Annotated in this window: 11 protein-coding genes and 1 tRNA gene; 2 read left to right on the forward strand and 10 right to left on the reverse strand. The window is 33.9% G+C overall.

The features are described from left to right. On the forward strand, window positions 1–188 hold a 188-nt coding region (locus B9N71_RS07100; protein WP_143421972.1), incomplete at its 5' end, for an IS3 family transposase. Here the strand turns inward: B9N71_RS07100 and B9N71_RS07105 are convergent. From B9N71_RS07105 to B9N71_RS07150, 10 genes are all read right to left on the reverse strand, one after another. Then, a complete protein-coding gene (locus tag B9N71_RS07105; RefSeq protein ID WP_085165102.1) occupies window positions 165–680 on the reverse strand; it encodes an integrase arm-type DNA-binding domain-containing protein in 516 nt (171 codons plus the stop codon). The genes B9N71_RS07100 and B9N71_RS07105 overlap by 24 nt on opposite strands. Before the next feature lie 153 nt (window positions 681–833). Continuing rightward, window positions 834–909, reverse strand: a tRNA-Ala gene (locus B9N71_RS07110). A 125-nt stretch (window positions 910–1034) separates the two neighbouring features. Then, window positions 1035–2030, reverse strand: a complete 996-nt coding sequence (gene secF, locus B9N71_RS07115; protein WP_065590368.1) for a protein translocase subunit SecF — start codon at window positions 2028–2030, stop codon at window positions 1035–1037. Between the two features lie 15 nt (window positions 2031–2045). After that, window positions 2046–3902, reverse strand: a complete 1857-nt coding sequence (gene secD / locus B9N71_RS07120) for a protein translocase subunit SecD (protein ID WP_085165103.1) — start codon at window positions 3900–3902, stop codon at window positions 2046–2048. Between the two features lie 68 nt (window positions 3903–3970). Further along, a complete protein-coding gene (gene yajC / locus B9N71_RS07125) occupies window positions 3971–4303 on the reverse strand; it encodes a preprotein translocase subunit YajC (protein WP_085165105.1) in 333 nt (110 codons plus the stop codon). 186 nt (window positions 4304–4489) lie between these two features. Then, a complete protein-coding gene (locus tag B9N71_RS07130; protein ID WP_085165107.1) occupies window positions 4490–6226 on the reverse strand; it encodes an NADH-quinone oxidoreductase subunit N in 1737 nt (578 codons plus the stop codon). 6 nt (window positions 6227–6232) lie between these two features. Then, window positions 6233–7777: a complex I subunit 4 family protein gene (locus B9N71_RS07135; RefSeq protein WP_085165120.1), complete on the reverse strand. Its 1545-nt coding sequence runs from the start codon at window positions 7775–7777 to the stop codon at window positions 6233–6235. Between the two features lie 17 nt (window positions 7778–7794). Further along, window positions 7795–9531, reverse strand: coding sequence for an NADH-quinone oxidoreductase subunit 5 family protein (locus B9N71_RS07140; RefSeq protein ID WP_167370074.1), 1737 nt, complete (start codon window positions 9529–9531; stop codon window positions 7795–7797). 107 nt (window positions 9532–9638) lie between these two features. Then, window positions 9639–9941, reverse strand: coding sequence for an NADH-quinone oxidoreductase subunit NuoK (gene nuoK / locus B9N71_RS07145; protein WP_034912410.1), 303 nt, complete (start codon window positions 9939–9941; stop codon window positions 9639–9641). Window position 9942: 1 nt separating this feature from the next. Next, a complete protein-coding gene (locus B9N71_RS07150) occupies window positions 9943–10434 on the reverse strand; it encodes an NADH-quinone oxidoreductase subunit J family protein (RefSeq protein WP_034912407.1) in 492 nt (163 codons plus the stop codon). Between the two features lie 345 nt (window positions 10435–10779). On the opposite strand from B9N71_RS07150, the gene ppc reads away from it, so the two are divergent. Further along, window positions 10780–13431, forward strand: a complete 2652-nt coding sequence (ppc, locus tag B9N71_RS07155) for a phosphoenolpyruvate carboxylase (RefSeq protein ID WP_085165125.1) — start codon at window positions 10780–10782, stop codon at window positions 13429–13431. Window positions 13432–13448 lie beyond the last annotated feature (17 nt).

The raw sequence follows: 13448 nt of genomic DNA on the forward strand, positions 1-13448 counted from the left end.
CGGAAGCGACATTTAAAACAATTAAAACGGAATTTGTAAAAGGCCAACGTTTCAACTCAACGGCTGAGTTACAACGCGCTTTTTCGGCTTATGCCTATTGGTATAATCATAAACGATTACATTCTTCGTTAGGCTACTTGCCTCCCGTTGAATTTAAAAAACACTTACCCCTTAATTTTTTTGTTTGAAAATGTGTTGCCATTCCAGATTGATTTATCACCAATATAAGGAAATAAATGTAACTCTAACGATTCCCACGTTCTTTTTAAGGTGCTTTCAGTTAGTCCTTTACCACTTTTAACTTTAAACCAATCAGCGGCTACCTTTTTAAAGGTGCTAGTAATTTCGTCATGTTTACGTTGTTCTTGTTCTGCTTTGTGCTCTTGAGGATCTACACCTTGCTTTATTAATTCTCGCGCTTCATCTCGTTGTTTTCGCGCTTGCTGTAGTGAAACCTCAGGATAACTACCGAAGCTAATTAATGCGCCCTTTTTGGTATATGGACGCGTATACTTAAAACGCCAGATTTTAGAATTATTCGATTTAACTAAGAGATACATACCACCGCCATCAAATAAAGAGTAATCTTTATCTCTTGGTTTGGCTGCTTTTATTTGGGTGTCTGTTAATGGATGTGTTTTCCTTGCCATAATTATTTTAGGTATACGATATATAAGCATATTGCGTCTGTATACCTAAGCATATACCTAAAAATTATGGTTGTAAATGTACCTTACTGATACTTAATGGGCAACAAAATAGACTTTAAGGCTTGTTATTACTGGGTTTGGTGTACTTTGTAGGGTTTAAAAGAATGTTACTGATTATTGAATTGGTGGAGCTAAGCGGGATCGAACCGCTGGCCTCCTGCGTGCAAGGCAGGCGCTCTCCCAGCTGAGCTATAGCCCCAAATGAAAAGGATAAAACTGTGGCTAATAATATGCAACTAAAAGATAAGTGTCAATTGATTTGATGTTATTTGTTTGAAAAACAGTCTACTAAAACTCTGCCAATTAATGGCAGAGTTCACATAATTAACGCAATATTGAAGGTTGATCTGCACCTTCAGCTTCAATTTTTGGTGGCATAAAGTGTTCACGTTTTACGCCTAATTTGAGTGACATATACGCAGCCACATAAATTGATGAGATTGTACCAAGCACAATACCAACGCCTAATGTTTCAGAGAAACCTTTTAACATTGAACCGCCAAAGATATACAAAATGATGACTACTGCAAGGGTTGTTCCTGATGTCATCAAAGTACGGTGCAATGTTTGTGTTAACGAGATGTTGATAACATCATAAGGCTCTGCTCGTCGAATCTTTCTAAAATTCTCACGAATTCGGTCGAAAACTACAATGGTATCATTGAGCGAATAACCAATTATCGATAACATTGCAGCAATGATAGTTAAATCTAATTCACGTTCAAATAACGATAGATAACCTGCGGTGATGATAACATCATGCGCTAAGGCAACAACGGCACCAGTACCAAATCGCCATTCAAAACGAAAGGCAATATAGATTAAAATACACACTAATGCGGCGCAGATTGCCAAAATACCATCTTGGGCAAGTTCAGAGCCTACTGTTGGTCCTACAAATTCAATACGTTTGATTTGAGCATCGGCATCAATATCTTTATGTATTAAATTGGAAATTTTTGTACCTAGTGCATTATCAATAGCAGATGACGTACTGCCATCTTCTTGTTTAGCTGAAGGTAATCGAATAATGATATCTTTACTGCTACCATAATATTGTACTATCGGCTCATGATAGCCAGCGTCGCGTAAACTGTTACGAAGGTCATCAAGGTTAACCACTTTTGTTACTGTGAGTTCTACTGTCGTACCGCCAGTGAAGTCTTGTCCTAGATTAAATCCTTTAACAAAAATAACCACAAACGATGCAACTACCAATAACATTGAAATAACAAAAGCAATAAAGCCAAATTTTAAAAAGTCGAGGACTCTGCGACCATGATTTAAATCTCTAACATCATGATTTTCTTTTTTATTAATAACCACAATAAACCTCTAAATTGATAACTTATTAACACGGCGTCCGCCATAAATAAGATTGGCTAATGCGCGAGTACCAACAATCGATGTAAACATTGATGTTACAATACCGATGCCTAATGTAATGGCAAAGCCTTTAATTGAGCCTGTACCAACAGCATAAAGAATAACAGCTGTAATTAATGTTGTTAGGTTGGCGTCAAAAATACTGCTCCAAGCACCAGCATACCCTTCATTAATTGCATGCTGAACACTGCGTCCATTGCTAAGTTCTTCTTTTATTCTTTCATTAATCAGTACGTTGGCATCAACAGCCATGCCAACGGTTAACACAATACCCGCAATACCTGGCATGCTTAGCGTTGCCCCAGGAAGTAAAGACATTGCACCAACAATTAAAATTAAGTTAGCAACTAACGCAAGGCTAGCAAATACGCCAAACAGACGATACATCACTAACATAAAGATGACTGAAATCGCTAAACCCCATGCGCAAGATTCTAACCCTTGAGTTATATTTTCTTGCCCCATTGATGGTCCAACAGTGCGCTCTTCAATAATTTGGATCGGAGCAATTAAAGCCCCTGCACGTAATAATAATGATAAATTTTTAGCTTCATCAATATTACCAATACCCCTTACTTGAAAACGGTCACTAAAAATACCATCAATTGTTGCTACATTAATAACACGTTCTTGTTTTTCAAGAACTGGTTTGTCGTTTTCATCACGTTTACCTGTGTCTTTGTATTCAACAAACAATGTTGCCATCGCTTTATGAAGATTTTTTTGGGTAAAATCAAACATTCTTTTACCCCCCGAGCCATCAAGAGTAATAGCAACTTCGGGTTGACCATATTGATTAGCACGATATGAAGAATCAGTTATATGATCCCCTGTTAATACAATACGCTTATAAAGTAGTACTGGGCGACCGCTCTCCATATATTTAATTTCTGAGCCATAAGGAACACGCATGTCACCATTTAGGATGGCAGGCAAGTTAGGGGTATTTTCTTCATTAACTTGTCTAAATTCAAGTGTTGCTGTTGCTCCTAAAATACGTTTAGCTAATGCTGTGTCTTGTATACCCGGTAATTCAACAACTATACGATCTGCACCTTGGCGTTGAACAATTGGTTCAGCAACACCTAACTGATTAACACGATTTCGTAAAATTGTAGTGTTTTGTTGTACAGCATCGCTTTTGGCTTGTTGTAACCGTTGCTCACTGACATTAATTACAATAGCATTAACACTTTGAGAAACAACTTTGAAATCTTGTATACCGTTGATCTTAGTGATAGCTTTATTGCGATCTTCAGTATTGTCAAATTGTATTAAAATTTGCTGATTACTATCTTTACTGATCGTTTTATAATTTAATTTGCTATTAGTAAATTCGGTTTTTATGTTTTCAATAGATTGTTCAGTGAGTTTACTTAATGCGGTTGTCATATCGACTTCCATTAAAAAGTGAACACCACCACGCAAATCAAGACCCAGCTTCATTGGTTCTGCACCTAACACCGTAAGCCAAGTTGGGGTTGCTGGTGCTAAATTTAATGCAACGATATACTGCTCACCTAATGCTTCGGATATAATTTCTTTTGCTTTAAGCTGCGTATCGTTATCACCAAGACGAATTAAAATGGACTTATTTTCGTAAACCAGTGATTTTGGTTTGATATGATTATCAGTTAAAAGTTTTTTGATTTTATCTTGCGTAGCAACGTTAATTTCAGCTGTATCTGATCCTGAAATTTGTATAGCAGGATCTTCACCATAAATATTTGGAAGTGCATAAAGAAGGCCGAGGCAAATTACGACGACCAACATAATGTACTTCCACAAAGGATAACGGTTTAACACGACATATTCTCTTGTGGTATTAGGTAATTAATACAATGAACAATAATAGCGAATAAATACTATTTCTATTATAGTGATTTCATTGTCCCTTTTGGTAAGACTGATGTAATAAAGTCACGTTTGATCACAACTTCAGTCGTATCATTTAATTCTAACGCAATGTAACCATTTTCGTTAACTTTTGATACACGACCAATAAGTCCACCATTAGTTAACACTTCATCACCTTTTGAAATAGAAGCCATTAGATCACGATGAGCTTTGGCACGTTTTTGCTGAGGTCGCATAATCATAAAGTAGAAAAATAGCCCAAAAACTACTAACATGATTAGTAAAAAATAAGGATTGCTTTCAGTGGCTTGCCCATCAGTAGCATAAGCATTAGAGATTAAAAAGTCCATATTGGTCCTCTTGATTAAAATAAATTTTAAAGGTCGGAATTATAACATAATAAATTAAGCTATTATTAACTATTTCTTGTCAAAAAGTTTCAGATAACTATGCGTTCTAGTATAAAAACAAAGCATTCAATACTACCTAGGTTGATATAATTCCACCAATAAAACGATGTGGCAGATAAATGTTAATTAGGTTGCCAAATATTGCGCCATACTAACTAAATTAAATAGCCATTTAGGGTATATTCCACAAAGCATCGTCAATAAGGCACATAACACAATGATTAATTCACTTATTCTAATATCAGTCCATTTTAATTTAATTGAAGATTTGCTTGATATTAGATCATCACGACAAACAGGTCTTATATAAAGGTTTATAATTAAGCTAGCATAGAAGTAAAGACCTAATGCACTGCCAATAACAACGGCAGCGACTAACCACCATAATTCGGCGGTTACACCTAATAACACCAGTAAAAATCGTCCAACAAATCCCGCAGTTAAGGGAGTTCCCGCTAAAGATAAAAGTCCAACTCCCATGGCTAATGCTAGGATTGGCCTTCGCCAAAATAGTCCTGATAGGTCAATTTCGTTTTCATGATCTTGAAGTTCATCAGAGTGTGAATCTAAACTGATCGCACCTAAAATACAGATATTAGCTAAAATATATCCAATTAGATAAACACCAATAGTTTCTAATGCTAATACTTGATATTGCACAGCTATTAATGCCGTTAATAAATATCCAAAATGTGCTATCGATGAATAAGCTAATAGTCGCTTTAAACTACTTTGCATTAGCGCCAATAAGTTACCCCACAGAATAGAGCAAAACGCCATAATAACTAAAATAATACGAATAGTTTCATTGTTAACAATAGGTGCCAATAAAAAAAGTCTTGCGATAGCACAAAAAATTGCAACTTTTCCGACTGTTGATAACAATAAGGCAACTATTGTTGGTGCACCTTGATAAACATCTGGTAACCAAAGTTGAAATGGTACAAGAGATAATTTAAAACCGATGCCGACTAGCATTAAGCACACACCTATCAGTAATAATAGACTTGGATAAGACATTGTTGAGAGTTGATAACTTAAACCACTAAAAGTAAGTTCTCCAGTAGTTGCATAATAAAAAGCAATCCCCATTAATAAAAACACGCTGGCGATAGCAGATAAAATCATGTATTTAACTGCGGCTTCCAATGAATGGGTCTGCGTATATTGATAACCAATTAATCCAACAAATGGAATAGATAATAGTTCGATCCCAATAAAAAATGCAATTAAATGGCTTGCGTAAACAAGTGTTACACCACCTAATGCCATGAAAAGTAAAATTAAATAAAATAATCCATGATGATTCTGTTCTTGTTTAAACCAGCGATAAGCAAAACATGCAACTGAAATAGATATCATTAAAATCAAACTGGTGTAAAGTAGCCCATAGCCATCACAAGTAAAAAGAGCTGTGATATGGTGTGCTTTCCACTCGTCTGTTGACTCATCATCAATATTCGAATTATCCCCAAAATTAGAATTAGTATCGATATTTTTATTGTCAATGCTATTATCTTCGGTATTACTATCAATATTTAAAGTTTTATCTTCATTAGATGATTCGGTCGTTTCTGTAGACACCGTATCAATTGCAATAGTTTCTTCACTCGATCGGATTTGTTCTTTAGCTGGCTCTGAAATCGATGCTGATATTTGCATATTATCACTGCTGATATCTGTAATAGCTTGAGTACTAAAAGAAATTTTATATCCAACCATCACAGAGCAAATTAAAGCACAGGTTAATCCGCATACCGTTAAAATAGCACATCCTTTGGTACTTAGCTTAAAAGCAAATAGTAAAGATAAAAAAACGATGATGGCTAGACTTAATACAAGAATGGGTGATAAAGCTATCATAGTTTATTACTCCCCTACCCGCTCTATGGTTATGTATTGCTGTGTTTGATTTACGACAGAATAAGACATATCTAAAACTACTTGAGGATATAAACCGATAAAAATAAGTACACTTAAAATACTTGATAATAATAAAAGATCTTTCTTACTAAGCTGGCATTTTGTTGCAGCTCCTTTATCAACTACACCATAAAAAATTGGCTGTATACGTACAATAAATGAAATGGACAGTAATAATAAACCAATTACTAGTAAAATTGTATAATAGGAAAAAGCATTATAACTACCAAGCAACATCATATAATTCCCAATAAAATTAGCCGTACCAGGAATGCCTAACACTGCCAATATAAAAAACAAAGTAAAAGAAGATAAATAAGGCACTCTTTCTTTAAGCCCAACAAATTGATTTATATTTCGCGTTGAATAACATTCAACTAATAATCCACTAATTATAAACATGCCGACGATTGCCAAATTAATGGCTATCATTTGAATAACCACACCTTGATAAGCAAGAACAGAACCACTATAGATTATTGCAGTTACAAATCCCATTAAAGCAATATGAATATAAGCTATTAGCTTTTTAATATCAGTTTGGTTAAAAGCAAGTAAAGCAGCATAAACAACCGTAAGTAGTGCAAATGCTAACATTAACGGCATAATAATGATTGATGCATTAGGAAATAATGGTATAACAAAACGCAATAAGCCAAATGCAGCTGTGTTAAGTAATAATCCACTAATCATCATTGAGCCAGTTGTTGAAGATTCAATATGGGCTTCAATAAACCAACCATGAAATGGAACAAATGGTATACGAACAATAAAAGCAGCTAAAAATCCTAGCATAATTAAAAATTCAGTATAACTTGAAATTGGCGTTTTGGTTAATTCTTGATAATCAAACGTCCAATGTCCTGTTAAATTCCAGTTAATCAAAGCTAATGAAACTATCGAAATTAGCATAAGTAAACTGCTCACTTGAGTATAAATCAGGAATTTACTTGCACCATTAAAACGCAATTGCGAACTTGAATCTCGTCGTCCCCATAAGGAGATTAAAAAATAGATGGGGATTGCTACAGCTTCCCAAAAGAAAAACATTAAAAATAAGTCAGTGATTACAAATAACATCATGATTGCCGATGTCATAAATAATAGACATAAGTAAAATAGACCAAGATTGTTTAAGCTTTCTTTACTAGAATAGATAATAGTCAATAATACAATAAATAAGGTTGAGGTAATAACAACCATAGATAAACCATCTAAGACAAGATGAAAACGAATTCCTAATAGAGGGATCCATTCTAGATTAAATTCTTTTACCCAATTTCCCCCTTGATTTAATATATTTATAGCATCTATCCATAATAATATCGACATCAATAATGTAAGAAAAATAGTAATAAAAGCTACAATTATTGGTAATTTTGACCAACGCATTTGTACATTGGCTGAAACAACGCCTCTTTGTAAACATACATGGCATAACCAACCAATAAATCCGCCTATTATAGGTAAAAAAACGAGCCATAATAACATGAATGATTACACCTTTATTAAATAAAAATCAGTAGCATTAATATGAAAATACTACCTATAACCATCGAAACCATATACCACCGAATTTGCCCATTTTCTAGATCAACGGTGAACGCGTTTACTTTTTTGATTCCCCTCATTATCCAATTATCCCAAAAAGCTAGTGGATCTTTTTTCAAAAAACGGGCTAAATAGACATAAGGTTTAACAAATAAAGTATGCAATAAATAATCATAATGCCAATCACTATTACATAAACGTAAAAGGAATTTAACCATTGGCGTATTTAGAATTTCTTGTACTTCGCTATTTGGATGAGCATATAAAATATAAGCAATCAAAAAACTCAATCCAGTTACAGCTACTAGAAGTAGTTGAAAAGGTAACTGCCCATTAGTATCTAACTCAGCTATCGGAATAATACCTTGAGTTGGTAATGGGAAGTAGATAAATAAAGCTGTAGTAAATATTAATAAGATGAAAATTGGTAAATAACTTAACCACTTGGTTTTAGTAAAATCATACTGTTTTTGTTTACGATAAAAAACCATTGAAATTAAGCGCCAAATACCTAAACTAGAAAGTAAAATACCAAACAAACCAATGGTTCCTAATATCAATTTATCTTGAGTCATTAAACCCAATATGATATCGCCTTTAATATAAAATGATGATGAAACCCAAGGCATAGCACTAAGTGATAGCATGATTAACAAAAATATCGCATATAACATCGGAAACGTTTTAAGTAAACCACCTAGTTTACTGATATCTCGTTCACCTTGACATTTCTTAATTAAAATAGATGAAGCTAAAATTAGCAATGTGCTTGTTACGACATAATTAATTAAGCAATTAAGAGATAAACTCCAACTTTTTGTTGAAAAAGCATAAAATAAATAGCTAATTTGCGTTAAATTAATATATGTAACAATTCGTTTAATATCATACTGCACTAATGCAATGGTGCTAGCAAATAATATAGTCAATGATGAAATCATTGCTATAATAGCAAGAACATCGCTCGACATCATAAACAAATCACTAAGTCTTAAAACTAAATATACACCAGCTAAAATTACTGTTGAAGATTGCAATAAAGCCATCGCAGGCATTGGAGCTAATGTTGTTTCAGCAAACCATGAATGCATAGGAAATAGTGCCGACTTGCCCATTGCCCCAAGGAATAGCATTAGAGTAATCCAAAATATGATATCAGAATCAACAGCCAAATTATCATGTGCTTGCGTCAAAACGTCACGGATATTTAATGTTTCTAGAGTTTGATACAGTAAAAATATACCAATAATTAGAAAAATATCAGTTAAATGCATAATCACAAATGCTCTAACTGCAGCATAACCATTACGAGGCTGTTTATAGTAAATACCAATGAGCAAGTATGCACTTATACTCAAACCTTCCCAACCCATTAGCATAACAAACAAATTATTGACCAATATTATAGTTAATATGCTAGCAATTAATAAATTACTGTAAGCATAAAAGGTGTAAATATCTTTTTTTGAAGTTAAATCACAAGCTGCAAAAAGATAGACCCAAAAACCAAAAAATGAAATCAACGCTAAAAAGGTTAATGATAATCCATCCAAGGTTAAGGAAATAGGTACTGAAAAGTCACCTACCGAAAACCAATTCCACAGTGGTCGAGTATAAACTAAGGTCATATCAGGTACTGTATTTGAACTAAAATCGATACAAGAAAATACAGTAATTAATGCTATTATCAGCATAGTAGTAATACCAATAATTATCACATTAATTGATCTGATATGTCTTCCCAAGCTCACCAATACTAAAAAAGAAAATAAGGGAACAATAATAGTTAAATAAAGTAAATTCATCCTTTCATTTCACTCAATGAGTCAATATTAAATGTTTTTCGACGGTAAAATAGTTTTATCATCAATGCAAGACCGACACAAACTTCGGCTAAGGCAGTTATTACTGCTAATATAGCAAGTACTTGCCCATCAGATTGTTGCCAATAGCTACTTGCTGCAAACAACGCAACTATAACCCCATTATTCATAATAATAAGGCTAAGTAATAAAAAATAGAAATGGCGTCGAATCATTATTCCTAACAAACCAATCACAAATAAAATAGAAGCAAGAATAAGACTATGTATGAGTGGAATCATATTATTTCTCCAACATAAGCCGATGCATAAAATGATAAGCAATCACAACTGCGCCCAATAGTAAAAACAGTGCCAATTCAGCTATCAAAATGTATGCATATTTAGACATTTCATGCATTAATTCATGAGACTCTTTCAGTTCTGAATAGTCAGTACTTACTACACTATAAATTAGGGCGACTAATAATACAAATGCTAAGACAAGTGGACCTAACCAGATTTTAGGACTAATTCCTTGCTTGTGGTTTTCAACATTATCATCTTTAATTTTCAAAATTGAAGCGACAAGTAAAAAAAGAGTTACCGATCCACCAATAAACAGTAAAATATATAAAATAGCTGAATAATATGTATTAAGTAGAATAAATATTAGTGCTGAAGCAAAAAGTGAAATAACAAGATATAAAATTGCTTTATCAACACGTAAACTACTAATTACTTTTATACTAGCAACGACAGCAATAATCGACGCGATATAAAAAACAGCAATCATTAAATAATCCAATGTGTATTCATAATATAGCTAGTATATACCCAAATGATATCAAGATACAGTTTACCACTGTATTCATAAAAAATAATCCTGTTAAATAAGTTTTCTAATGAATATTTCTAATATCGAATAAACATTCGAAGTCTAATTTTTCATGATAGATATAATTAAAACAACTATAACAAATAAAAACCATAAAATTTTATTATTTAAATTCAAAATCAAATTGTAATAAAGTATAACTTATGCACATTAATCAACATTATACCTATCCCATTAAATTGTCATTTTGATTCATACAGCTTAAAGGGGCTTAGGCATAATAAAATCGAAGACGAGAAAATCATGAATAACCAATACTCATCAATGAGAAGTAATGTCAATATGTTAGGTACTCTACTAGGCAATGCAATCAAACGTGCTACTGGCAATGAAACATTTAATTTAGTTGAAATGATAAGACAATTATCAAAATCAGCTCAACAAGGAGATACTCAAGCTCATAATGAGTTACTTAAATTAATTGAAAACCTTAATGATGACGATTTATTACATGTTGCACGGGCATTCAATCAGTTTTTGAATTTGGTCAATACAGCCGCTGAGTATTATGGTATTTCACCCCATGGGGAAGCTTCTAGTAGTCCTAAAAAAATGACCGAATTATTTAGCACACTAAAAAACCTTAATTTTTCAAATCAAACTATTACAAAAGCAATTAATGATTTGTCAATTGAATTAGTATTGACCGCACACCCGACCGAAATCAATCGCCGAACGATGATTAATACTTATACAGCCATAAATAACTGTCTATCACAACTGGATCATGATGATTTAGCTGACTACGAAATTGAGCGCATTATGCGACGTTTGAAGCAGTTAGTTTGTCAGGCTTGGTATACTGATGAAATACGTAAAAAACGCCCTACTCCTATTGATGAAGCGAAATGGGGATTCTCAGTCATTGAAGATAGCTTATGGAATGGTGTACCTCTATTTTTACGTGAACTTAATGACCAATTAGTTGATGCGTTTGATGAACAATTATCGGTTGATCATGTCCCTATTAAATTCACCTCATGGATGGGGGGAGATCGTGATGGTAATCCAAATGTCACAGCAAAAATAACAGAAAAAGTCATGTTACAAGCCAGATTAAAGGCAATTGAGTTATTTTTAGCAGATATTCAAATACTTGTTCGTGAACTTTCAATGACGGAATGCAGTAATTCGGTCATTGAACTGTTAGATGAAAAAAACAAAAACGTTTCAGAGCCATATCGAGCTGTAATGAAGCAGTTACGAACACGTTTAATCAAAACTCACAACTATATTGAAGCTTTATTGAATAATGAACCTATATTAGCGCCTTGCGATATTTTGATTAAAAATGAGCAGTTGTGGAATCCGCTTTATGTATGTTATGAATCGTTAATTGACAATGGAATGTCAACAATTGCTCATGGACCATTGTTAGACACACTGCGTCGTATAAAAAGCTTTGGGTTACAATTAGTCAGATTAGATATCCGTCAAGACAGTTCAGTACATACAGAAGCACTCGACGCATTAACCAAAGAACTTAACTTAGGTAGCTATGCTCAATGGTCTGAAGAAGAAAAACAAGCATTTTTATTAACAGAGTTAAAATCAAATCGACCGTTATTACCTTACAGTTGGCAACCAGATCAAATGGTTCAAGAAGTATTAGACACTTGTCGTGTAATAAAAAAAGCAGGCGAAGAATCAATTGCTTCTTATGTAATTTCAATGGCTAAAGCACCTTCTGATATTTTAGCGGTTTATCTATTATTAAAAATCGTTGACTGCCAAAAACACATTCCCATAGTACCGTTATTTGAAACTCTAGAAGACTTAAATAATGCTAAATCAGTCATGCAAAAACTATTGGATATCCCTTGGTATTACAATAAAATTCAAGGTAAACAGATGGTAATGATAGGTTATTCTGATTCGGCTAAAGATGCTGGCACTCTTGCCGCGTCTTGGGCACAATATCGGTCACAAGAGGAATTAGTTAACTTATTTGAAAAATATAATATTAATTTGGTGTTATTCCATGGACGAGGAGGATCAATTGGTCGAGGGGGCGCACCAGCTCATGCCGCACTACTTTCGCAACCACCAGGATCATTAAAAGGAGGACTTAGAGTTACTGAACAAGGAGAAATGATCCGCTTTAAACTCGGCCTGCCAGAGGTTGCTCTCAGTAGTCTTATGCTTTATACCTCAGCTATTTTACAAGCCAACTTATTACCACCTCCAGAACCTAAACAGGAATGGCGCAGTATCATGGACGAAATGTCAGAAATTTCATGTAATTGTTATCGTAGTTATGTACGAGAACGTTCTGAATTTGTTGATTATTTTAGAGCAGTAACACCAGAGGTTGAATTAGCCAGATTACCACTAGGCTCAAGACCACAAAAACGCCGAACAGGTGGAGGTATTGAAAGTTTACGTGCTATTCCTTGGATTTTTGCTTGGACACAAAACCGTTTAATGGTGCCATCTTGGCTCGGTGCAGGTAGTGCACTTAGAGCTGTTATTGGAGAAGGCAGACAAAACATTCTTAAAGAGATGTACCACAATTGGCCTTTCTTTAATGCCCGATTAGGTATGCTTGAAATGGTTTACGCAAAATCTGCGCCAAATATTCACCAATATTACGAACAACGTTTAGTCGATCCTGCATTATGGCCATTAGGTGAAGAATTAAGAAATTTGCTAACCCAAGATATCAATACAGTATTAACTATCACTGATGATATTAGTTTAATGGCTGATTTACCTTGGATAGCCCAGTCGGTAGCATTACGTAATACTTACATTGAACCATTAAACTTATTACAAGTAGAGTTACTAAGTCGCTCACGAAAAAACAACGATAATAATAATGAAAACATTATAGTTGAACAAGGGCTAATGATCACCATCTCAGGAATCGCAGCGGGTATGAGAAACTCTGGATAAATTAAAAAAGGCTAATG

Source organism: Gilliamella bombi (assembly GCF_900103255.1).
GTDB classification, from domain to species: Bacteria; Pseudomonadota; Gammaproteobacteria; order Enterobacterales; family Orbaceae; genus Gilliamella; species Gilliamella bombi.

What these genes read in the sequence shown, in the direction of transcription:
- B9N71_RS07140 (WP_167370074.1), bottom strand. Translation starts at nt 9,531, where the DNA reads ATGCTGATAATAGCATTAATTACTGTATTTTCTTGTATCGATTTTAGT.
- B9N71_RS07130 (WP_085165107.1), bottom strand. Translation starts at nt 6,226, where the DNA reads ATGATAGCTTTATCACCCATTCTTGTATTAAGTCTAGCCATCATCGTT.
- B9N71_RS07135 (WP_085165120.1), bottom strand. Translation starts at nt 7,777, where the DNA reads ATGTTATTATGGCTCGTTTTTTTACCTATAATAGGCGGATTTATTGGT.
- yajC (WP_085165105.1), bottom strand. Translation starts at nt 4,303, where the DNA reads ATGGACTTTTTAATCTCTAATGCTTATGCTACTGATGGGCAAGCCACT.
- B9N71_RS07105 (WP_085165102.1), bottom strand. Translation starts at nt 680, where the DNA reads ATGCTTATATATCGTATACCTAAAATAATTATGGCAAGGAAAACACAT.
- nuoK (WP_034912410.1), bottom strand. Translation starts at nt 9,941, where the DNA reads ATGATTCCACTCATACATAGTCTTATTCTTGCTTCTATTTTATTTGTG.
- B9N71_RS07150 (WP_034912407.1), bottom strand. Translation starts at nt 10,434, where the DNA reads ATGATTGCTGTTTTTTATATCGCGTCGATTATTGCTGTCGTTGCTAGT.
- ppc (WP_085165125.1), top strand. Translation starts at nt 10,780, where the DNA reads ATGAATAACCAATACTCATCAATGAGAAGTAATGTCAATATGTTAGGT.